This window comes from Kitasatospora sp. NPDC004272 (assembly GCF_053603035.1).
Genome location: NZ_JBSGET010000062.1, coordinates 1 through 20,255, shown reverse-complemented (window position 1 = coordinate 20,255; position 20,255 = coordinate 1). Strand labels below are relative to the sequence as shown.

Annotated in this window: 31 protein-coding genes; 1 reads left to right on the top strand and 30 read right to left on the bottom strand. The window is 74.8% G+C overall.

Features of this window, described 5'->3' with window-relative positions; all coding sequences use genetic code 11:
* The 17 genes from ACWEO5_RS20160 to ACWEO5_RS20080 form a co-directional block, all read right to left on the bottom strand.
* The gene (locus tag ACWEO5_RS20160; RefSeq protein WP_452163660.1) at positions 1-528 is read right to left on the bottom strand and encodes a hypothetical protein; all 528 of its coding nucleotides are present in this window, start codon (positions 526-528) and stop codon (positions 1-3) included.
* Positions 529-530: 2 nt separating this feature from the next.
* Positions 531-1,403: an Lsr2 family DNA-binding protein gene (locus ACWEO5_RS20155; protein WP_452163659.1), complete on the bottom strand. Its 873-nt coding sequence runs from the start codon at positions 1,401-1,403 to the stop codon at positions 531-533.
* Entirely contained in the window at positions 1,403-1,813 is a 411-nt protein-coding gene (locus ACWEO5_RS20150; RefSeq protein WP_452163658.1) for a hypothetical protein, read from the bottom strand. Before ACWEO5_RS20150 ends, ACWEO5_RS20155 begins: the two co-directional genes overlap by 1 nt.
* The gene (locus tag ACWEO5_RS20145; RefSeq protein ID WP_452163657.1) at positions 1,810-2,028 is read right to left on the bottom strand and encodes a hypothetical protein; all 219 of its coding nucleotides are present in this window, start codon (positions 2,026-2,028) and stop codon (positions 1,810-1,812) included. The genes ACWEO5_RS20150 and ACWEO5_RS20145 overlap by 4 nt, the downstream gene beginning before the upstream one ends.
* Positions 2,025-2,291: a hypothetical protein gene (locus tag ACWEO5_RS20140; RefSeq protein WP_452163656.1), complete on the bottom strand. Its 267-nt coding sequence runs from the start codon at positions 2,289-2,291 to the stop codon at positions 2,025-2,027. The genes ACWEO5_RS20145 and ACWEO5_RS20140 overlap by 4 nt, the downstream gene beginning before the upstream one ends.
* Positions 2,292-2,427: 136 nt before the next feature.
* On the bottom strand, positions 2,428-3,162 hold the full coding sequence (locus ACWEO5_RS20135; protein ID WP_452163655.1) for a hypothetical protein: 735 nt from the start codon (positions 3,160-3,162) through the stop codon (positions 2,428-2,430).
* Positions 3,159-3,869: a RapZ C-terminal domain-containing protein gene (locus tag ACWEO5_RS20130; protein ID WP_452163654.1), complete on the bottom strand. Its 711-nt coding sequence runs from the start codon at positions 3,867-3,869 to the stop codon at positions 3,159-3,161. The genes ACWEO5_RS20135 and ACWEO5_RS20130 overlap by 4 nt, the downstream gene beginning before the upstream one ends.
* Before the next feature lie 134 nt (positions 3,870-4,003).
* Positions 4,004-4,315: a hypothetical protein gene (locus ACWEO5_RS20125; protein WP_452163653.1), complete on the bottom strand. Its 312-nt coding sequence runs from the start codon at positions 4,313-4,315 to the stop codon at positions 4,004-4,006.
* A 31-nt stretch (positions 4,316-4,346) separates the two neighbouring features.
* Positions 4,347-4,838, bottom strand: coding sequence for an AAA family ATPase (locus tag ACWEO5_RS20120; protein ID WP_452163652.1), 492 nt, complete (start codon positions 4,836-4,838; stop codon positions 4,347-4,349).
* Positions 4,839-4,870: 32 nt separating this feature from the next.
* A complete protein-coding gene (locus tag ACWEO5_RS20115) occupies positions 4,871-5,353 on the bottom strand; it encodes a hypothetical protein (protein WP_452163651.1) in 483 nt (160 codons plus the stop codon).
* Between the two features lie 121 nt (positions 5,354-5,474).
* Positions 5,475-5,891 (bottom strand): hypothetical protein, encoded by a 417-nt coding sequence (locus tag ACWEO5_RS20110; RefSeq protein WP_452163650.1) that lies wholly within the window; start codon positions 5,889-5,891, stop codon positions 5,475-5,477.
* A 121-nt stretch (positions 5,892-6,012) separates the two neighbouring features.
* Positions 6,013-6,486 carry an NUDIX domain-containing protein gene (locus ACWEO5_RS20105; RefSeq protein WP_452163649.1) on the bottom strand — a complete coding sequence of 158 codons (474 nt, stop codon included), beginning with the start codon at positions 6,484-6,486 and terminating at the stop codon, positions 6,013-6,015.
* 130 nt (positions 6,487-6,616) lie between these two features.
* A complete protein-coding gene (locus tag ACWEO5_RS20100) occupies positions 6,617-7,009 on the bottom strand; it encodes an RRQRL motif-containing zinc-binding protein (protein ID WP_452163648.1) in 393 nt (130 codons plus the stop codon).
* Positions 7,010-7,031: 22 nt separating this feature from the next.
* Positions 7,032-7,205, bottom strand: a complete 174-nt coding sequence (locus ACWEO5_RS20095) for a hypothetical protein (protein WP_452163647.1) — start codon at positions 7,203-7,205, stop codon at positions 7,032-7,034.
* Positions 7,206-7,283: 78 nt separating this feature from the next.
* On the bottom strand, positions 7,284-8,033 hold the full coding sequence (locus ACWEO5_RS20090; protein WP_452163646.1) for a hypothetical protein: 750 nt from the start codon (positions 8,031-8,033) through the stop codon (positions 7,284-7,286).
* Positions 8,034-8,046: 13 nt separating this feature from the next.
* The gene (locus tag ACWEO5_RS20085; protein ID WP_452163645.1) at positions 8,047-8,283 is read right to left on the bottom strand and encodes a hypothetical protein; all 237 of its coding nucleotides are present in this window, start codon (positions 8,281-8,283) and stop codon (positions 8,047-8,049) included.
* Positions 8,284-8,408: 125 nt separating this feature from the next.
* Entirely contained in the window at positions 8,409-8,870 is a 462-nt protein-coding gene (locus tag ACWEO5_RS20080) for a hypothetical protein (RefSeq protein ID WP_452163644.1), read from the bottom strand.
* 94 nt (positions 8,871-8,964) lie between these two features.
* Between ACWEO5_RS20080 and ACWEO5_RS20075 the strand changes: the two genes are divergently transcribed.
* Positions 8,965-9,192 (top strand): hypothetical protein, encoded by a 228-nt coding sequence (locus tag ACWEO5_RS20075; RefSeq protein WP_452163643.1) that lies wholly within the window; start codon positions 8,965-8,967, stop codon positions 9,190-9,192.
* Between the two features lie 7 nt (positions 9,193-9,199).
* On the opposite strand, the gene ACWEO5_RS20070 is transcribed toward ACWEO5_RS20075, so the two are convergent.
* The 13 genes from ACWEO5_RS20070 to ACWEO5_RS20010 all read right to left on the bottom strand — a co-directional run bounded on the left by ACWEO5_RS20070 (position 9,200) and on the right by ACWEO5_RS20010 (position 20,098).
* Positions 9,200-9,781, bottom strand: coding sequence for a hypothetical protein (locus tag ACWEO5_RS20070; protein ID WP_452163642.1), 582 nt, complete (start codon positions 9,779-9,781; stop codon positions 9,200-9,202).
* A 109-nt stretch (positions 9,782-9,890) separates the two neighbouring features.
* Complete coding sequence (locus ACWEO5_RS20065; RefSeq protein WP_452163641.1) at positions 9,891-10,076, bottom strand: hypothetical protein; 186 nt, start codon at positions 10,074-10,076, stop codon at positions 9,891-9,893.
* Between the two features lie 87 nt (positions 10,077-10,163).
* Entirely contained in the window at positions 10,164-12,476 is a 2,313-nt protein-coding gene (locus ACWEO5_RS20060) for a hypothetical protein (RefSeq protein WP_452163640.1), read from the bottom strand.
* 77 nt (positions 12,477-12,553) lie between these two features.
* Positions 12,554-12,994: a conjugal transfer protein TraB gene (locus tag ACWEO5_RS20055; RefSeq protein ID WP_452163639.1), complete on the bottom strand. Its 441-nt coding sequence runs from the start codon at positions 12,992-12,994 to the stop codon at positions 12,554-12,556.
* An 11-nt stretch (positions 12,995-13,005) separates the two neighbouring features.
* The gene (locus tag ACWEO5_RS20050; protein ID WP_452163638.1) at positions 13,006-15,348 is read right to left on the bottom strand and encodes a hypothetical protein; all 2,343 of its coding nucleotides are present in this window, start codon (positions 15,346-15,348) and stop codon (positions 13,006-13,008) included.
* A 126-nt stretch (positions 15,349-15,474) separates the two neighbouring features.
* Positions 15,475-15,678, bottom strand: a complete 204-nt coding sequence (locus ACWEO5_RS20045; protein WP_452163637.1) for a hypothetical protein — start codon at positions 15,676-15,678, stop codon at positions 15,475-15,477.
* Positions 15,675-16,214: a hypothetical protein gene (locus ACWEO5_RS20040; protein WP_452163636.1), complete on the bottom strand. Its 540-nt coding sequence runs from the start codon at positions 16,212-16,214 to the stop codon at positions 15,675-15,677. The genes ACWEO5_RS20045 and ACWEO5_RS20040 overlap by 4 nt, the downstream gene beginning before the upstream one ends.
* 138 nt (positions 16,215-16,352) lie before the next feature.
* Positions 16,353-16,505: a hypothetical protein gene (locus ACWEO5_RS20035; RefSeq protein WP_452163635.1), complete on the bottom strand. Its 153-nt coding sequence runs from the start codon at positions 16,503-16,505 to the stop codon at positions 16,353-16,355.
* Between the two features lie 180 nt (positions 16,506-16,685).
* Positions 16,686-18,317, bottom strand: coding sequence for a hypothetical protein (locus ACWEO5_RS20030; RefSeq protein ID WP_452163634.1), 1,632 nt, complete (start codon positions 18,315-18,317; stop codon positions 16,686-16,688).
* Between the two features lie 115 nt (positions 18,318-18,432).
* Positions 18,433-18,681: a hypothetical protein gene (locus ACWEO5_RS20025; RefSeq protein WP_452163633.1), complete on the bottom strand. Its 249-nt coding sequence runs from the start codon at positions 18,679-18,681 to the stop codon at positions 18,433-18,435.
* A gap of 114 nt (positions 18,682-18,795) precedes the next feature.
* A complete protein-coding gene (locus ACWEO5_RS20020; protein ID WP_452163632.1) occupies positions 18,796-19,047 on the bottom strand; it encodes a WhiB family transcriptional regulator in 252 nt (83 codons plus the stop codon).
* A gap of 33 nt (positions 19,048-19,080) precedes the next feature.
* Positions 19,081-19,509 carry a hypothetical protein gene (locus ACWEO5_RS20015; RefSeq protein WP_452163631.1) on the bottom strand — a complete coding sequence of 143 codons (429 nt, stop codon included), beginning with the start codon at positions 19,507-19,509 and terminating at the stop codon, positions 19,081-19,083.
* 94 nt (positions 19,510-19,603) lie between these two features.
* Positions 19,604-20,098, bottom strand: a complete 495-nt coding sequence (locus tag ACWEO5_RS20010) for an ATP-binding protein (protein WP_452163630.1) — start codon at positions 20,096-20,098, stop codon at positions 19,604-19,606.
* Between the last annotated feature and the right edge of the window lie 157 nt (positions 20,099-20,255).

Below are 20,255 nucleotides of genomic sequence, written 5' to 3'. Positions count from 1 at the left end.
TCATGGCTGCTTGGGCTGGAGGGTGAGGAGGCGTCCGACGCGGACCTGGTGGTGGCCGGCCCAGCCCCGGCCGGGGTGGTCCGGGTCGGGGGTGAGGTGGACGTGCTGGTCGGTGGCCAGCGTCCAGGAGGCCCAGGGCAGGTCGGTGATGCGCGGGGAGGGGACGAGGCGGCTCGCGGCGGCGATCCGCAGCAGGAACAGCGCGAGGCGCTGGGCGTAGGCGCCAGGGGGCTCGCCCCGGCCCCGGGGCGGGTTGGCCGCGGCCGCGTACTCGCCGAGCGGTCGGCGGGCGGTGCCGGCCGGACCGTGGGGCCGCTGTTCGTGCAGGCCCCACGCGGGGTGGAGCAGGTCGGCGTCCGGCGCGCAGTAGCCGATCACGGCCTCGGTGAGTCCGCCGTCGGCGGGCCGGGTGGCGTAGAGCAGGGCGTAGGCGCCCCAGCCCGGTCCGGCGCCGCCGCCGGTGCGCAGCAGGGTGACCCTGCCCGCACCGGCGGTGTCGCCCGGCGTGGTGCTCGGGCGGGCGGCCATGGTCAGCCGGCCTGGGCGAGCGTGTCGGGGTGGGCGTCGTACCAGGCGCGCAGGACGGCCTGGGGGATGACGCCGCGGTCGGCGACGGTGTGGCCGTGCTGGGTGGCCCAGGCGCGGATCTCGTTGCGGGTGGCCTTCTCGGCGGGCTGCGCCAGGTCGGCCCCGGCCGCCGGGGCGGCGGTGCGGGCGGTGGTGGTGGGCTTGCCGGCCTTGGCGTCGCGCAGTGCCTGCTCGGCGCGCTGCAGCCGGGCCTTGAGGGCGGCGACCTCGGCCTCGTGCTTCGCGACGGCCTGGTCGCCGGTGCGCTGGGCGAGGAGCTTGTCCAGCGAGTCGCGGGTCTGCTCGGCAAGGCGGCGGACCTTCACCTGCGGGTGCTGGTCGGCCCAGGCGAGGAGCTCGTCCACGGCGTTGCCGTAGGGCGAGGCCTGCTTGGCGGCGTCGGGGTGCTGGGCGATGAGGCGCTGGAGGTCGTTCTCGTCCAGGCCGGTGGCGGCCAGGATCTTCAGCGGGCTGTCGCCCTTGGCGCGCATGGAAAGGGCGACTTCGCGGGTCATCGGGTCGAGGTTCGCCAGGACGTCGTGCTCGGGGCGGGCGGCCGGGGTGGTGGTGCTGGGCACGGTGTTCCCTCCGAAGGGGTCGAGGCGGCCGGGGGTGCCGGCCTTGGGGGTGGAGAGGTGGGGCAGGAGCCGGGTGATCTCGGGCTCGTCGCCGGGCAGGCCGAGGGCGTCCAGGAGCAGGACCAGGTCGTCCTTGCTGCGGGCTGCGCGGGCGGTGCGGGTGGCGGCGTCGGCGTCCTGGCGGTGCGAGGTCGGGGTGAGGGCGAGGCTCTCCGCGGCCTTCATCACCGCGACCGGGTCGGCGGTGTCGGTGGGCATCAGGCGACCGGGTCGGGGGCGAGGAAGCGCACGTCCCAGGAGGCGAGGGTGTAGAGGTCCAGGACCTCGAGGAGCAGTTCGTCGATCGCCGCGTCGTCGCCGGCCGGGTCGTCCGGGTCGGAGACGTAGACGGTCGGCGGACTGGTCAGGCGCAGGTGGATGGCGAGGCGGCGGGCGGGGGCGTCGTCGGGGTCGACGTCCGCGCGCAGCTCCCAGATCTGGCCGGGCGCGGCCAGGACGAGCGGGTCGCCGTCGCTGGCGCGCTCGCACGCCAGGCGCAGCGCGACCGTCTCGGGCAGCAGGTCCTGCTGCTGGAGGGCGTCGGCGGTGCGGCGGATGACGGTGGCGGCGAGGTGAGGGCCGAGGATCAGGTCGAGCGGCACGGCCTGGCGGTGGGGGTCGGTGCTCATGCTGCGGTCTCCTTCGGGTTCGGGGCGGTGCGGGGGCGGGGGGTGCGCAGGGCGGCAAGGAGTTCGGCGCGGTGTTCGGCGGCGCGCGGGTCCGGGGCCGGGGAGGCGGCCGGCCCGGCGGGGCGGGTGCGGCACCGGGGCGGGGCGGGGCACTGGGGGACGAGTTCGGCGGCCAGGCGCCGGTCCAGTTCGTCCGGGAGCTGTCGGCCGGTCACCGGGCGCGGGCCTTCGGCGCGCCGGCGATGACGGGGCTCAGGAGCAGCAGGTGGAGCAGGGAGGCGTCGTTGCTGGAGTGGGTGGCGGGCAGGCCGCAGTTCCAGCAGTCGGCCTCGGGCCCGGACCAGGCCACCGAGCAGGTGGCGCAGGCGTAGCGGGCGCGGGCCGGACGCGGGGCGAGGCGCCCGATGGCGCGGATCGCGGCGGCGGCGTGGTGGCGCTGCGCGGGGGAGACGAAGCGGGGCAGGAGGGCGGTGGCCATACTGGGTTCTCCTTGCGGTCTTTGATGCCGGAGGGGTCCGGGGCGGCCGGTCGGCTGTGCAGGCAGGTGCGGCCGCGCCCGGGAAGGCCGCGGCCCGCCTGATGCGTCAGGCGGGCCGCGGCGCGGTGAAAGGCCGTCAGAACGGGCAGGTGTCACCGACGCTGTACGCCGGGGCGCTGGCCCACGGGTCGTCGACCGGCGGGTGCGGTGCGGGGAGCCGGCTGCGCAGGCACAGGTGCCGGTAGCCGCCCTCGAAGGTGAAGCCGGTGCCCGCGCAGTCGACGCAGTCCTCGGGATGGGGTGCGGGTTCCTGGTCGCCGGGGCATTCGACGGGCTCCTGGTGGACCGGGACGTAGATGCCGTCGCCCTGGTCGTCCCAGGTCATGATCTCCATGAGGACGCCGTCGCCCCCGCAGCCGCCGGGGCAGTCGCCGGGGTGGGGCTCGTCCGGGCACGGCGATCCGTCCTCGTCCAGGTCGGCGTCGTCGTACTCGCCGAGGAGGTCGGCGGCCCGGCGCAGCAGCTGCTCGGCCTCGCGGGCCCGGGCGGCCGAGCCGTGGTGGCCGGCGGCGTTCAGGTCGGTGGCCAGGTCGCGGGCCAGGTCCGCGAGCAGCCGGGCCGGGGCCTGTTCCCGCAGCGCCTGGAGGACCTCGCCGGGCTCGCTCCAGTCGCCGGAGGCCAGCCAGTCGTGCAGGTAGGCGACGCCCTCGCGCGGCGGCGGGCAAGGCGGCAGTTCACCCCACCGGTCCTCCTGCGGCCGGCCGGCGGTGACGGCGGCCGCGGGGACGGTGCGGCGGCGCAGGCGGATCGCGGCGCCCGCGGTGGCGAGCACGGTGCCGGTCGCGGCGATCAGGAGCCGGGTGCGCTTCATGCCCAGGCTCCCGTCGGGTCGTCGCTGATCCGCTCGGCCAGGACTGGCCCGGCCGGGAGGGACGCGGTCTCGACGACGGGCAGGTGGACGTGGCGGTGGGTCTCGCTCACGTCCGCACCCAGGGCGCGGAGCAGTTCACCGACCTTGCGGGCCAGGGCGACACTGCGGTGCTTGCCGCCCTGGCAGTAGACGTGCAGCAGGACCGTCTCGCCGGACAGGGCGGCGGCCTGGGCCAGGACCCGCTCCACGGTCCGCTCGGCGATCGCGAGCGCTCCGGCGGTGTCCAGGACATAGTCGTAGACGACCTGGTCCAAGCCGCTGGAGCGGAGCATCACCTCGCGTACCTCCGGGTCCTCCGGCGGGTTGCGCAGCGCGGTGGTCAGGTCGAGCGTCAGCGCGTCGCCGAGCGGCGGGTCCTGGTGCAGAACGCCGTAGCTGGTGATCTCCACGCGGGTGTGCGCGGCGATCAGGGGGCCGAGGAGTTCGGCGATCGCCTGGACGTTGCCTCCGACCCAGCTCGTCAGGTCCCGGCCGGTGCGGCCGGGGTAGTGGGCGAGGTTCTGGCCGGGGCCGGTGTGCTCGCCGGCGGTGCGCAGGTGGCCGATCGCGGCGGCGAGCTGGGCGATCAGCGGGGACTCGGTCTGCTGCAGCTGCAGCAGCCGGCGGTCGCAGGACTCGGGGGCGGTGGAGGCGGTTTCGGGTACCACGGTTCTCCGATCAGGAGTGGGGTCCGGCCGGGCGGCCGCGCCGCTCGCCACTGCGCCCCGCCGGCCGGGCCTTGGAGGGCTCGACGGCGGGGCGCGGTGGCGGGCAGCGTCACGGCCCGGAGAACTCCGGTGCGTCAGCGGCCGGGGCGGGGCATCGAGCGGCAGGCGGCGGCGTGGCCGTTCGCGTCCTCGTGGGCCTTCTGCCTCTCGCCCGGCAGGTACGGGTCGCCGAAGGCATTCACCGAGCCGCGGGTGTCGCAGCCCCGGCAGGTCCAGGTGAAGCCGTCGACCTCGTGCCAGCGGTCGCTGACGTAGGGGCGGCCCTGGGCGGTGTAGTTGGTCCGGAACCGGTGGGTCGTCAGGTCGACGTGGGCGCCGCCGACGGTCAGGTATCGGGCGAGGACGCCCTCGGGCCAGGTGGTGGCCCAGGTGGTGCTGGTGCTCATCGGGATTCCTTCCGGTGGTCGCGGGTGTCGGTCAGGCGGTGCGGTGGTGCCGGATCTCGTCGAAGCCCTCGTCGGGCAGCGTCAGGCGGGCGGAGCGGGCCATCGCGTGCTGCCAGCGCAGGACGTCCTCGGGCACGCGCTCGTGGTCCGGGCGGGCGGCATTGCGGGCCAGGCAGGTGGGCAGCGGAGCGTCCACCCACGCCGCGATGCACCGCCGGCCGTGTTGGTGCGCCAGCTCCACCAGCTGCAGGCGGTGCAGTTGCTCGACCGAGGTGTTGTCGACCGCCGTCGTTCGGGCGCGGCGCAGGCGCATGCCGAGGATCTGGTGCTGGAGCAGGACGGCGTCGGCGGTGGCGTCCTGGTCGCCGGGCTCGGAGACCACGGCGCGCAGCCGGTCCAGGCTGACGATCTGGTGGGCGGGCAGGTGGCGCAGGAGGTGGGACTTCCCCGAGCCGCTCGCCCCGACCATGACGACCAGGACGCCGGGGTCGACCGGGGCGAGGGCGGGCGCGGTGTGGTGCATGGGCTGTCCTTCCACGGGCTGGTGAGCGGTCGTCAGCGGGCCAGGACGGCGGCGGCGACCGTCTCGAAGGCGTGGTGGACGGCTCCGTCCATGCAGTACGCGCCGTTGATGCCGTGGTCGGCGAGGCGGAAGAAGTTGCCCTTGCCGGTGGCGTCGGCGAACCGCTGCAGCAGACCGCCCGGGACGCGGCGGTCGATGGCGTAGTGGGTGAGGCCGGAGATCGCGAGGGCCGCGGCGACCTGGCCGGGACGCAGCCGCAGGCCCAGCGCCCGGGCCCCGATCAGGACGGCTGCGGCCTGCGTGGCGGTGTAGGTCAGGCAGTGCAGGGCGCAGGCGCGGCGGCCGGCCGCGGTGCCGTGGACGGTGCCGTCGTCACCGATGGCCGGCACCTGGTTGGTGGCGCCCTTGGTGCGGGCGCAGTGGTCGCTCTGGACGAGGTGGTCGCCGACGTCCGCCCCGGCGCGCAGCAGGGCGTAGGCGGCGGCGAAGCGGGCAGCGGTGGTGTCGGTCTTCACGGGTCCTCCAGGAAGCGGGGGTCGGCCGGGCGGCCGCGCCGCGCACCATGGCGCCCGCCCGCCGGACCTGGTGGGTGCGGCGGGCGGGCGCGGTGGTGGGCAGCGTCGGTGTCCGGACGGTTCAGCTGTGCTGGAGCTCGGCGGCGTTCTCGTCGATCGGCAGGGCCAGGGCGGCGGCTTCGGCGACGCGGGTGCGGAGCTTCTCGGACGCGGTGAGGGCCTCCAGCAGCGCCCGGTAGAGGGCGCGCTGGCGGGGGTCGTGCAGGTCGAGGTTGGTTTCGGACGCCGCCGCGACGCCGCACAGGTAGATGACGACGTCGGCGATCTCCTGGTGCAGGTCGACCAGGCCGGGCTGGAACTCCAGCGGCGCGGTGAGCTTGCTCAGAGCGGCGCGGGTTTCGGCGTCGCGGTCGGCGCGGGCGCGGTCGAGGTTGGCCTCCAGGGCGGCGGCCAGGTCTGCGGGGTCGTGCAGGGCGAGGCGGTAGCCGAGGCGGTGAGCGAGACGGGCGGGCAGCAGGCGGAGCAGACGCTGGTTCACGGGTTCCTCCAGGGGTTGGCGTTGGACGGAGTGGTGTTCGGCCGGGCGGCCGCGCCGCGCACCACCGCGCCCGCCCGCCGCACCTGGGTGGCGTGGCGGGCGGGCGTGGTGGTGGGCAGCGTCAGTGCCCGGAGAGGAACCGGCGGGCGTCGGCGAGGACCAGGTGGTGGTCGAAGGCGAGCTGCTCGGGCAGCGCGTCGAGCGGGACCCAGTGGACGGAGGCGGCGTCGTCGCCGGCGCGGGCCTCGGTGCCGGCGGGGACGCGGGCGAGGTAGGCGGCGCCGACGTAGCGGCCTCGCGGGTCGCGGCCGGGCTCGTCGTAGACGCCGAGGAGGACCAGGTCGTCCGGGTCGACCAGGACGCCGGTCTCCTCGTGCAGCTCGCGCACCGCGGCCTCCCGGGCGGTCTCGCCGGAGTCGACGTGGCCGCCCGGGAGGGCCAGCAGCCCGGCGTAGGGGGCGTGGCCGCGCTCGATCAGCAGGACGCGGCCGTCGGGCCGCACCGCGACGACGTCCGCGGTGTAGCGGATCGTCTCGGCCTTCTTGTGACCGGACTGGGTGGTCTCGTCGGTGGGGGTGTTGGTGGTGTCGGTCATGGGCTCACTCTCTGGAGGTGGGCGGGTCCGGCCGGGCGGCCGCGCCGCGCACCACCGCGCCCCGCTCCGCCAGGCCGGATCGGCGCGGCGGAGCGGGGCGCGGTGGTGGGCAGCGTCGCGGCCCGGACGTTCAGGGGCGCAGCGCGGCGAGCTGCTCGCGTTCCTCGTCGGACAGTTCGCTGCAGGGCAGGCAGGAGCCCAGCGTGCGCAGCGGCAGGCAGTAGTCGTAGGTGACCTGGCACAGCGGGCAGGTGGAACGGGCCTTCATGGCGGCGGCCAGGGCACGGGCACGGGCGGGGGTCATCGGGCGGACCGGCTTGGCTCCGGCGACCGGGAAGAGGTAACCGACGCGCTTGCCGCCCCGGCACACCACCTGGGCTGCGACAGCCTGGCCGCCAGGGCGCAGGCCCATCTCGCGCAGCTGGCGGCGGGTGGCCATCTGGTTCTTCTCGGGCCCGAAGCGCCAGGGGTAGGTCGGGGTGCCGTGCGTCTCGCCAGCCGGGTCGAGGTCGATCGCGCGCACCAAGCGCTCCTTCCTGGGCGGGTCAGTTGGTGGTGGCCTGCTGTTCGAAGTGGGCGGCGAGGTGGCGCAGGATCTCGGCGACGGTGGCGGCCGGGATGTGGCCGTGGACCTGGGCGACGCTGTTCTTGTCGACGGTGATGATCAGCGGGTAGTCGTCGGTGTTGATGACCTGGACGTCGAACGCGGGCGCGGACATGGCGGCCTCTCGGTCAGAGCGGGACGGGGAGGAGGGCCGGGGCCGGGTGGCCGGCCCCGGCCGGGGCGGGTGCGGCGGCTACCAGGTGCCGAACGTGGAGCGGGCGGGCTTGCCCTTGGGCCGGGGGACGGTGGTGACGTTGATGTTCGGCTTCACGCGGACCCGGACCGGGACGACCAGGGTGGGGCGCAGGCGCAGGCCGTGGAGGGCGGCGGTGCTGAGCAGCACCCAGCAGGCGACGGCCAGGGCGGTGGCGACGGGGCGGCCGGTGGCCGGGGTGGCAGCCCAGACCATCGCGGCGGTCGCCGCGCCGTAGCCGGTCCACAGGACGCGGGCGCTGGTGAAGCCGATCGCGGCCAGCACGAAGGACACCGGCCCGGCGACCTGCCACAGCGCCCAGACGGTGGCGGTGTCGGCGGGCAGGCCGGAGTGGGCGGTGAGGTAGGCGTGGACGGGGCGGGTGACGGTGGCGAGTACGCCGTTGTGGTGTTCGCCGATCATGGTGTGCTGCCAGAAGCGGGCCGCGAGCGGGGTGATGGTGTCGACGATGCCGGCCAGGCCCGCGAGGACGGTGAGGTAGGCCAGCAGGCGCAGCCAGGCGGCGGTGTTGTCCCAGCCGCCGGTCACGGCGTCCTCGATGTCGCGGCCGCGGCGGCGCAGCCACGGCAGCGCCCGGTCGGTGGCGAAGTCGGCAAGCGTCACGAGCAGACGCTCCAGGTGCCCGGGCCCGGCCGGGGCGGCGGCGGGGTCGTTGGTGAGCTGCATCAGCTGGTCGTACTGCTGCTGGTGGCGCTGCTGCTGGGTGTGCTCGGGGTTCTCGGTGGTCATGGCGGGTTGCTCCTCAGTGGTGGGCGCCGGTGGGCGCGGGCGTGGGACTGGCGGTGTAGGAGGTGCGGGGCGGGCAGGCCGGGACGGCCTCGGCGGCGACGCCGAACTTCACGGCGAGCCAGAATCCGGCGACGACGCCGGCGGCGAGCAGGACGAGGTGCCGGTTGCTCTGCCACCAGGTGGGCGGCGGCGGGGGACCGGTGAGGACACCGATGACGGGCGGAGGAGCGGGCTTGCGCCACAGCGCCAAGGCGGGACCTTCCTGATGCGGGGACAGGGGGCGGTGCGGGCCGGTCGGCCTGCCCCGTCGCCGCTGCGCCCGCCCGGCCGGGGTCGGCGGGGCGGGCGCAGCGGCGACGAGACGGGTCGGCCGGATCAGAAGGCGGCGGTCCGGGGCTGGGTGAACAGCTCGCGCAGCGCCGGGTGGCCGCGGAAGGTGCTGCCGTCCGCTTCCTCCAGGGCGCTCTCCAGGACGCCGTTCTTGCGGCCGGTGCGCAGGATCTGCTCGATCAGCTCGGCGACGCCGGGCCGCTGGAGGACGGCGGGCAGGCCGTCGAGCAGGACCCGCACGACGGGCCCGTCCGGCTGGCCGTCGCGGGCGGCGTCCTGGCGCTCGCGGATCAGGGCGTCGGCGTCCTTCAGCAGGGCGACGGTGGCGTCCGCTCCGGCGGCGTGCCGGTCGACGTGGTCGGCCAGGTCGTGGTGGCGCTCGGCGGGGTCGGCCAGCCACACCTCGGAGCCGCGGGCCTGGGCGGCGGCGACCAGGGCGAGAAGGGCGGGGGTGCGGCCGGAGCCGGTCACGGGAGCGGTGTGGACGGTGTGCTGGGGCTCGGTCACGGGGAACTCCTTGGAGTGAAGAGGGCTGGTGTTCTCTCCTGGCGGTGCGTCAGGCTGGGTCACCGCCAGGGAAGTCGTGAAAGGGGAGGGCGTCGTGGGCTGGTTCGACCGTCGGCCGGATGCGGGCTTCGATTTCGACGCGGTGGTCGCCGGCGGAGTCGCCTACGACGTGTGGACCGACGAGGACGGCGTCGTGCACCTGGACGACGACTACGGAGATCTGGTGATCGTCCCGGACGGGGTGCTGATCGGCGACTACGTCTACCCGGCGTACCTGGGCGACGACGGCCGGATCTACCTCGACGACGAGGACGACGACTGAGGGCCGGTCACTTCACGTTGTTGGTGACGCTGCCCTTCCAGCCGGCCGACTGCTTGCCGACGTGCATCTCGGTGTGCCGGTGGAACAGCGCGTTGACCACCGTGCCGTCGCCGGTGGTGGTCGTCTTCGCCTTGAGCTTGCGCACCGCGAGGGCCGCCACCGCGGCAGCGGTCACCAGCAGCAGCGCCGCGCCGCCCAGGAAGCGGGTCGCGTCGTTCAGCCAGGGTCCGGCCATCTGCAGGCCGCCGCAGGCGAGGTAGACGGCGCCGCCGGCGGCGAGCATCCCCATCGAGGCGATGCCGCCCAGGACGACCGCCTGCCCGACCACCGGGCTGACGCCCTGCCAGGCCGGGGGCGCGGTCGCGGGGATCGGGTCGGGCTGCTCGGCGGCGTAGCGCTGCGCCCGCTCCAGCAGGCCCGGCTCGGCGGCCGGCTGCGCGGCGGGGACCGCAGGGATGGGGAGCGGCTGCTCCTGGGTGCGGATGGCGACGAGCTGGCCGGTGGCCGGGTCGAGGGCGGTGATGTAGCCGGGCGGCAGGAGCAGGCCGGACTCGGCGACGGCGGTGGGCTGGGCGGGGTCGGTGTGCACGGCTTCCTCCTGGACGGTGGCGGGACGGTCGGTTCGGGTAGTGCTGCGGCGTCTTCTCGGGTCCTCGCCCGGTGGTGCGGGGCGAGGACCCGGGGAGGCGTCGCGGCGGTCAGACGATGTTGCTGAGCGCGCCGCCGATGCTGGTGAGGAGGTTGGCGATGGTGGGCGCGAGGCTGCTGGAGGCCAGCAGGAACCCGGCGATCAGGGCGACCATCGCGGCGGCGACGGTGGAGCGGCCCGCGCGGACCAGGAAGATCGTGGCGACCACGAAGGCGAGGGCGGCGGAGACGGTCATCGGTTGGTGCTCCTTCTGGTTGGGGTGCGGGCAGGCAGCAGGCCGCCGCCGGAGACGTCCGGCGGCGGCCTGCTGGCGGGTTCGGTGTCAGTCGTCGTAGTCGCTGTAGTCGTCGTCGTAGCCGTAGGAGCCGGCGCCTTCGATGCGCTGCCACACGCCGCGGCTGACCGGCTCGGCCAGGCCCTTGTCCTTCAGCGCGCTGACGGCGTTGGAGACGCTGGAGGAGGAGGCGTCGGGCAGCGCGGCGCGCAGCTCCTTGAGGCTCTTGGGGCCGTCGGCGAGGAGCTCGTAGACGCGCTCGGGCAGGGTCGGGCCGGAACTGGCGCCGCCGGCCTTCTTCTTGCCGCCGGCCTTGGCCTTCGCCAGGGCGTTGACCATGGCCGCCTCCTCGGGCGCGGTGCTGATGCCCTGGGCGGCGAGGAGCGCCTGGAGGACGACGGCGAGCTGCTCGTGGTCGTGGCGCCAGGCGTACGCCTCGCTGGCGACCGCGGCCTCGCCGGGGGTGAGGGTGGGCACCTCGCCGTCGCCGAACAGCTCGATCAGGTCGACGTACAGGCCGTCTTCCTTGCGGGCGTTGAAGGTGCGCATGAACTCGGCGCGGCCGTCGGAGAAGATGTACGCCATCCCCGCGGTGCTCTCGCCGTCGTCGTCCTCCTCGCCATTGAACAGGGCTTCGATCTGGCCGGTCTCGTAGATCCGGGCGGGGATGTTCTCCATCTGGAAGCCGAGCGGGGCGATGCCGTCCAGGCCCATGGACTGGGTGCTGGAGGACAGGGTCCGCATCAAAACGACCATGCCGGACTTGCCCTGCTGCCGGATCGCCTCCTCGTCGCCCAGGTCCTTCAGGTGCAGGGACTGGACGGCCAGGCGCACGCCGACGCCGACCTTGCGGCCGGTCTTCTGGATGTCGGCGATCAGGTAGGCCGCGATGGCCTTGATGACCTCGTTGGGGTGGGACAGCAGGCGGTTGATCTCGTCCAGGGTGATCGACAGCAGCCGCCAGGGCCGGTTCAGCGCGAAGTCGCCGCGGTCCTTCGACTCGCGCTCGCGGTACTTCATGACCGCGTGCGCGGCCAGCAGCATCCCGAGGACCTCGTACTCGCCCTTCGCGAACCAGTCGACCTGGCCCTCGGCCTCCGGCAAGCTCTTGCCGCCCTGGAGGTCACCGACCCAGGAGATGATCCCGGACAGGCGCTCACCCACCAGCAGCAGCAGCTGCAGCACGCTCTTGCCCGCGCCGGTCGCCCCGGCGGTGATCCCGCGGATCGCGCCGAGCTGCGGGTCCCACAGCCGCGCCCTGGAGGGCTTGCCGTCGTGCCGCACGCCGATGGCGATGCGGCCCTTGTCGTCCATCGTCAGGTCCGCGGGCGTCGCGGCGCGCACCCGCATCAGCGGGTTGCGCTTGTAGATCGACACCAGGCCGTTGCGCACGCCGTCGGTCTCGATCACCAGCCGGGAGACGTCGTCGATGCCCAGCGAGGAGCACAGCTTGCCGTGCGGGAGGTGGATCTCCCGGCCGATCGGGGCCTGGACCTGCGCCACGATCCGGTCGGCCTCGACCCGGTAGCGCACGATCTCCACCCCCGGCGCCGCGCCGCCGTCCCCGCAGACCCGCTCCTCCCAGAAGGAGGGGAAGTCGGCGGCGTCCTGGTCGGTCATCGCGGGCAGCGTCGGACGGGCGATCAGCCGCATCCGGCCCGGCCCCGAGCCGCGCACCGCCCGCAGCTCCACCGTGCCGACGGGGAAGTCGAACACCGCGGCCAGCGCCTCCGGCGTCAGCTTCGGCACCTCGCGGCCCTGCTGCGCCACGATCACGGCTTCGAAGTCGGGCCGGTCGGCGCGCATCTGCTCGACGGCGACCAGGCGGGTGCCGGCGGTGCGCTCGGCCCGGGTCCACAGCCAGGCGAGGAAGCCCGGGTAGTCGCCGGGCGCCCGGTCGCCGACGGTGCCGTTCGGGCTGGGGAGCGCCTGGGCGCGCAGGCCGCGGCTGCGGGTGATCGGCGCGGTCCACGCCATCAGCGCGCCCCACGCGGCGGGCACCGCGATCTGCCACCACGCGAGGCCGCCGTGCAGGGACTGCACGACGTCGGCGAGGTAGATGCCGCTGTAGCCGAGCACCGGGACGGCGCGCTGCGAGGAGCGCAGCAGCCGCATGTGGTCGATGCCGTCGGAGCCGACCGGCTTGGACTTGGAGTACAGCCACAGGCCCGCGGCGGTGAGCGCGCCGACGCCGCCCAGCACCGCGCCGGGCCCGTCGTAGCACTGTGCGCCGGCCGCGACGGCGACGGCGGCCGCGAGGTGGGCCGCGCGCTCGCGCTTCACGGAGCGATGGATCTCGTGGCCCGGGACCACCCGCTCGTCGGCGGGGGCCTGGGCGGGCTGCTGCGCGGTGGTGGCCATCGGGCCTCCTTCTTCGTGGAAGGGGCCGCACCCCCGGCGGGGGTGCGGCCCTGGGACCAGGTCGTTCGGACGGTGGGTCAGCGGACCCGGTTGAAGCCCGGCTTGGGCTGCCGGTAGGGGCTGGCCTGCACGGCCTCGTACACGCCCCGGTACTCGCGCTCGTGGGCGTCGTTGAAGCCGCGGCTGGCGGCCTCCATCGCGTCCGCGCTGTCGGCCAGGTCGCCGGAGGCGGTGGCGACGTCGCGCAGGGCCTGGGAGACGCCCATGATCTGGGTGACGAACACCTGGTCGACGTCGGCCTGCCCGCTCATCTCGGCCAGGTTGGACGCCTTGCTCGCGTTGCTGGACATGTGGGACTGCAGGCGGCGCATGCCCTCCTTCAGGCGCAGGGCCTGGAGGGTCAGGCCGACGATGCTGCCCCGCAGGTGGCGGAAGCTGCGGCCAGGCTTGCCGGTGGCGGGGAGGGGGCCCCGGGCGGGGGTCCGGCCGGAGCCGGGGGAGGGGACGATGTCGTTCACGGGCTGCTCCTTCAGTCCTCGTTGTGGACGCGCGCGGACGGGACGGCCAGGCCGGCGTCGGCAGTGGCCTGGCTGATGGGGCGGTAGGCGTCGAACATGGCCTGCTCGGCGACCTCGGACAGCTCCGCGGCGGCCAGGGAGCGGCCCTTCATCTGCTCGGCCTTGCGCACGACCAGGTCCATCGCCTCGGACAGCCGGGCCATCGCGTAGCCGGTCAGCCGGCCCAGGATGTTGTGGTGGGTGCGCAGGTCCTCGGCGAGCTCCTCCAGCGCGTCGCGGATCTGCCGGGCCTCGTGGGCGAGCTTCACGCACGTCTCGTACGCGGCGAAGGACTCGGCGGTCAGGCCCTCCAGGGTGTCGAGCACGTCGTCGAGGGTGACCTCGGTGACGTGCTCGGCGGCCATGCCCGGCACCGCGGAGGCGCTGGAGCGGGGACGGGGTGTCAGCGACGAGGACGCCATGCCGCTGGACTCCTTCCTGTTGTCGTGTTCGGTGGCGGCCGGATCGGCCGCCGTGCTCGGCTCGACGGTGTGGACGACGGTGGCGGTGGTGCCGGGGCGGGCGGTGTGCGCCGCCCCCACCGACGCCTGACCGACGGTCAGCTCTTGGCGGCCGCGGGTGACGGCCGCCGGGGCGGGGGCCGGGCGGCGTTTGCGGGGCGCGGCCGCGTCGCGGGGCCGGTCCATCGGGAAGACGTCGAGGATCTCCTCGCCGCCGGCCGCGGCCGTTCCCGCGGACTCCCACACGGTGCGGCGCCTGCCGCCGTCCTCGGGCCGCCAGGTCGACCAGAACTCGTCACCGGGTCCGGCGTGCGAGGCCCGCCGTGCGCGCCAGCGCTCCCGGGAGCGGCGGTAGATCCGCTCCCACCCCCGGTCCCGGTCCCGGCTCTTGCGTCCGGGGCCGGAGCCCGCGGCGCTCGCGGTCGGCCCGGCCCCGCCGCCGGGCCGCTTCTCCTTGCGCTCCTTCCTCTCCTTCTCGGCCTTGCGGCGCTCCTTCTTCGACAGCCTGCGGAAGACCGGCTCGTGGCTGCGCCGGCGCTTGGCCCAGCGCCGCTCGAACTCCTCCCCGATCGCGCCCTTGAGGGTGGTGGGGTCGGCGTCCGGACGCTCGCGCCGGTTGTACGCCTTCATGCAGCGGCGGCAGCGGCAGTCCGCGTCCTCCCACGCCTGCAGCGTGCCGTGGCGCATCCCGGGGCCGAGCTTCTGCTTGCCGCCCAGCTTCACCTTCCCGGTGAGCGGGTCCTTGCCGCCCTTCTTGTCGGCCGTGGCGGCGCCGCCCTTCGCGCCCTTGCCCGAGGAGCCGGCGGCCGCGCCGTCCCGGGTCCTCTTCGAGCGCAGCGTGCCCTTCGGCCCGCTGGTGCCCTTCGGGGACGCTGGCCCCTTGCCGCCTCGGCCGCCGCCCTTGCCGGACGAGCCGCCGGTCGATCCGGCCTCGGAGGAGCCGGGCTTCTCCTTTCGGCTGCGGAGCTTGGCTCCCAGGCCGCCGCTCTGGGTCAGGCGGTGCGGGCCCCGCTTCGGGGAGCCGCCGCCCGTACCACCGGTGCCGGCCGGGCTGTCGGACCTCGAGGAGTTCCCGCCCCGGCCGCTGCCGGTGCTGCCCGAGCGGTCCTTGGTGCGCGACAGCGGGTTGCGGTCCGGGCCCGTGCCGCCGTTGCGGCCCGGCCCGGACCCCCCGGTGCCGGTGCCGCGGTCCTTGCGGCGGGGCGGCGCGTCGGCGCCCAGCGTGCTGGAGGACCGCGACGGCCCGGGCCCGCGGCCCCCTCCCCCACCGCCACCGCCGCCGCGCAGGCCGCCCCCCGGGCCGCGCGGGGTGCGCGAGCCGGGGCTGCCGGGCACCTGGTCGCGTCCGAGCGTGCGTCGGCCCCAGTCCCGGGCCGACTGGAGCATGCCCTTGCGGCCGCCTCCCTCGCCCCGGTCGCCTTCCGCACCGCGGGTCCACCGGCCGGTGAGCGCGCCGTGGGCACCGCGCATCGCGGCGACGACGACGGCCAGGGCGGCGGCGAACGACAGCGCGCCCAGCCCCGATCCGCCCACCGGGGCGGCCGGGGCGGCGAAGCCGGCGGGGCGAAAAGTGTCCGGGACGTGCCCGGGCACCGGCAGGGGGCGGATGGGCTCGGACAGGGCCGGGCTCTCCAGCGCGGCGATCGTCTCCAGCGGCGAGCGGCGGGCCGCGGGGGCCGGGATCAGGGACGCCAGGGAGGGGCTGGAAGCCGGTTCGACCGCCTCCGCGACCGGTGCCTCGGCCGGGTTCTCGGCTGGGTTCTCGGTCGGGTTCTCGGGCGGGTCGGCCTGCCCTCCGAGGAGGGCCAGAGAGGGCAGCAGGCGGATGTTATCGGGGGTGTCGTCGTCGGTCACCACTCCTCCTCGGAGTTGACAGAGAGTGAGGAATTGGAGATCCTCACGCGCGCACGTGCGCGCATGTGCGCGCGTCTTGGGGTCGTCATCGGGCTAGCTGCGCGGTGATGATGATGACGATGACGGTCACCGCGCGTGGTCGGCATAGAACCGCTGCAGCGTCTCGGCGAGCTCCGTCCAGACCTTCGGATTGCCGGCCATCTCGGCCTGGATCGCGACCATCCGGCAGGCGTCGATCCACACCGCCGCCTTCTCCTGGATGGTGTTCGCGGCCTCCTGCCGGCGCTTCCAGTGCGCGGCCCGGTTGGCCGCCTTCCGTGCCAGGCTCACGGCTGCCCCTGGCGGCGCGCCGCGGGGAAGAAGTCGTTCACGGTGCGCGGGCCGCCGCCGTTCTGCTCGGCGCCGGCCGCCGTCGGGAACTGGTGGATCTGGGCGTCCAGGAAGCCCTCGTTCCCGCCGGTGGTGGTCGCGCCGGTGAGGTGCGCCAGGCCCTTCTCCAGGCTCTTGGCGGCGAGCGCCGCGGCCTGGCCCTGGCGGCCGGCCTTCTTCTCGGCCTTGCGCGTCGCCGCCAGCTCCCGGCGGCCGGGCAGCTCCAGGACGCGGTTGACGTAGGTGGTGTTCAGGGCCTCCGCGCTGGCCGCGGCCTTGCGCGAGTGCTTCTGCATGCGGGTGATCTCCCGGGCGACCTTCCAGGCCCGGAAGCGCGCCGACAGCCAGCTGTCGCCCTCGATCGGGGTCTGCGCCAGGCGGCGGCGGACGATGTCCGCGAGCTGCCCGTACTGGGTGGCGTCGGCCAGGTGCTGGTCGCGCTGGGTGGCGGTGAAGGCTCGCATGCCGGTGGGCGTGAAGAGTCCGTCGATGTCCATGCTGTACCTCTGATCTGCGGATTAGCGGGCGGGGAAGGTGGTGGTGCTCGGCGTTCGGCGCCTTCCGGGCGCGCCAGAGCGGGCCCGGTGTGGGCCGCGCTGGCGCGCAGGGGAGCAGCCGATCGGCTCGGTGCGGGTTCAGCGGCGGCGCAGCCGGGGGTGGCACCACCAGCAGGTGGGGCCGTGGTCGTGGGTGGTGCGGGCGTGGGCCAGGAACAGCGGCGTCACGGCGGTCGCGGCAACGGCCAGGGCGACCAGCGCGAGGCCGATCGCGTACGCGAGGGTGCTCATCAACTTCTCCTTGCAGTACGGCGGTCAGGGCTGTGACCTGCGGTGATGGGGGGCTGGATCGGCGCGATCGCCTCCGGCGGGGCCGGGTGTCGCTACCGTGGTGCTCGGCGCTTCGGCGCCTTCGGTGGTCACCAGGACGTTGTAAGCGTCCTGGTGACCACCGGAGAAGCCGACGTCCTGTCAGGCGGCCTCGGCGGCCTGGTCGTCGTGCTTGGTCTCCTCGGAGACCGGCATCTCGTCCTCCAGCGCGGAGGAGATGACGGCGAGCTCGAATTCCGAGTCGTCCGCGAGGCGCTTCTTCGCGGAGCGGATGCGGTCTCCGACCCACGTCTCGCCCTTGCTGTAGCGCTCGCCGATCGCCTTCTGGTCGATGTCCGAGCCCTCCAGCATCAGCCGCGCGACCTCTCGCTCGGCCTGCTCGCGAAGCTGCGAGCGGACTTCGCGAGGAACCGTGCCGCCGTTCTGCGAGGCGATTTCCGAGACGGACCGCGAGGCGCTGGCGCGGGAAGGCCGAGCGGTCTGCGAGGCCAGTCGCTGCTGGCGCGCGGCGGCCCGCTCCTCTGCCTTGCGGCGCCTCTCGGCTGCCTCGGCGGCCTCCTTCTCCCGGCGCTCCTGCTCGGCCGCCCGCTGCTGCCGGACCTGCTCTTCCGCCAGCAGGACCTGGGCTTTCGCCTCGGCCTCGGCCTTGATCCGCAGCGCCTCGCGCTCAGCGGCCGAGCGCTTCGCGGCCTCCTCGTTCTCCCTCGCGATCCTCAGCCGCTCCGCCTCGATCTCCTGCTCGCGACGCAGCCGGGACTCCTCGATCTCCTGCTCCCGGCGCAGGCGGGCCTCCTCGTTTTCCCGCTCGATCCGCAGCCGCTCGGCCTCGCGCTGCGCCCTCGCGTTCTCCAGTTCGCGCTCCTCGCGAAGCCGCTCGATCTCCGCCTCGCGTTCCGCCCGCTTCTCCTCGGCTTCGCGCTGCGCCCTCGCGTTCTCCAGCGCCGCCTGCTCGCGAAGCCGGGCGGCCTCGGCCTGTCCGGCGATGCGCGCGGCCTCGGCGGCCTCGCGGACCCGCTCGCGTTCCAGGTGCTCCTGGTGCTCGCGATCCTCCCGGCGGCGCCGGTCCTCACGCGCGATGCGCTCGGCCTCTCGCCGCTCCTCCTCCCGCTGCTGCGCCTCCTCGCGGGTGCGGCGCTCGCGTTCGGTCTTCGCGGCGTGCTGCTGGTCCTCGAAGTCCTGCACGATCTGGCGCAGTTCGGCGAGCTTGCGGGCGAGGTACTTGCGGTAGCCGGAGGACGCCTCCGCCATCGTGATCAGCAGGAACGGCGCCACCGAGTGGAGCAGCAGGCCGCCAGCGTCCGGGTGCTTGGGGATGAACGCGAACGTCCCGTCCGGGTAGAGGGAGGTCCAGGAGTTCATCAGCCAGGTGCTGATGCCGGCGAACCAGCGCAGCAGGAACGGCCAGGTGCCGGCCCGCTCGCCGCCCTGCTCGGCCAGGACGCCGTCGACGTACAGGACGGTGATCAGCGCGAGCGAGGCCATCGGGTCGAGCATCCAGGCGATCCACACCGGGATGTCGTGCTTCATCGCGAAGATCGTGACGTTCGCGCAGGTGAAGATCAGCGCGCCACCGCCGATCGACATCAGCGAGTGGGTGATCCTGTCGCCGAGCTTCTTCAGCTTGGCGAGGGCGGTCCTGGCCGCCTCGTACTCCTGGCGGGTCACCATGTGCACTGGGGCAGCGGGGGCCGTGGGCCGGGTGCCCGCGGGGGCGGGCTGGCGTGCTGTGGGCATCGGGCCGGGCTGGACCGGCTTGTCGGCGGTGATGGTCACCTCGTCTCCTCTCTCTTACGGCGGTGACGCCGGGGTGCGTCGGGCACCGTCGAACGCCGCCGCCCCGCACCGGGTGATCCGGGCGGGGCGGCGGCGAACGACAACCGACCGACGGTCAGAGCTGGTTGGGCTGGAGGTCGAAGAACAGCACGTTGGGGCTGCCCAGCTCCGGGCGCTGCTCGGCAACGTTGTTCAGCAGCCCCTGGTAGATGTCGTTGCGGGTCCAGCCCGCGGGCGGGGTGAGGGTGCCAGAGGTGGTGAAGACGCCGTACCCGCCGCGGGCGGCGTGCTGCAGGGTGAGGAGGTAGTGGTGGGTGCCCTGCGTGGCGGGGGCCTGCTGCGGGGCGGTGGTGGTCTGGGACATTGAGATTCCTCCTGGTCGTGGCGGGCGGTGCGTCGGGCACCGACGAGCACCGCCCGTCCTGCGATCCGGAGTCCGGACGCGGGGCGGGCGGCGAACGACAGCAACCGATGGCGGTCAGGCGGTGCGGGCGCGGTTGCGGGAGGCGCGGCGCTTCATCGCGCGCCGCTCGTCCTCGCTCAGCCCGCCCCAGACGCCGGCGTCCTCGCCGGTCTCCATCGCCCAGGTCAGGCACTGCTCCATGACCGGGCAGCGGCGGCACACGGCCTTGGCCTCCTCGATCTGCAGCAGGGCCGGACCGGTGTTGCCGATCGGGAAGAACAACTCGGGGTCCTCGTCGCGGCACACCGCGCGGTGGCGCCAGTCCATGGCGTCCTCTCCTTCTTCTTGCGTGTCCGGTGGTCAGGCGGCGTGCTGGGCGGTGGGGGCGAGCTGGTGGAACGCGACGACGAGCTCGGGGTTCAGCGCCTCGTCCAGGACGTGGCGCTGCTCGAGGAGCGCGCCGTCGTCGGCAGGCCGGGACAGCGCGAACTCGGCCCAGTAGGCCAGGGCCTGCTCACCGGGCTCGGCGACGACCTCGCCCTCCCAGGCGGTGCAGTGCGTGCGGATCCTGGTCTCGCCGAGGGTGCGCACGGTGATCTGCCAGGTCGGCCACTCGGTGCGCGGGCCGGGGTCGATGGCGAGGACCTCGTAGACCGGGTCAAACGGGCCGGTGCGGTACAGGCCGCCGACGCGGCGCGGGCCGATCTCGCGGGCCACCCACCGGCGGTAGGTGTCGGCCTCGTAGTAGGCGCGGCGGGCGGGGGAGGAGGTACGGGCGCGGTGCTTCATGAGGTGGCCTCCGGCCGGGGAAGTTCGCGGAGCGCCGCTGCGCCTGCGGACGGGTGTCCGGGGGCGCAGCGGCGCGGGGGAGCGGGGCGGTTCGTCAGCCGGCGGCCGGGATGCGGCAGCGGATGCGCTTGCCGATCGCGGACGGGCTGACGGTCCAGCCGGGGGCGAGGACGTCGAGGAGGACCAGGCCGCGGCCGGACTCCGCCTCGTCGCTGTCCGGGGCGGTGCCGGTGCGGCGCGGGCCGACGTCGGCGAGCGGGTCGTGGACGGTGACGACCGCGTCGTGGTCGGCGCGGTGGACCTCCACGACCAGCGGGACGTGCTCTCCGCCGGCGCGGACGGCGTTGCCGATCAGCTCGGACAGGACCAGCTTGGCGGACTCGGCGGTCTCCAGGTCGACGCCGTGGGCGACCAGGACGGTCAGGGCCAGGGACCGCACGGTGTGCACGGTCTCCTGGTCGGCCGTCAGGTGGGCGGTGATCCCGCCGAGCCGGTTCGCCAGGTAGAGGCCCGGCCGGGGCGCGGGCAGCACCGGGGGCTGGGCGGTGAGGTCGGGTGCGGTGCCGGTGCCGAAGGTCGTGGTCGTCATCACCGGCCGCCCTTCGGCTTCGTGGGCGGCGGCGGGGTGACGGGCTTGTCCCCGCCGCTGAGGCTGCGGCAGACCGCGAGGTCGGAGGCGATCACTTCTTGCCCCCGCCCTGGCGGACCCGGCGCAGGGCCTCGTCCATGTCCGGGTCGCTGTCGGC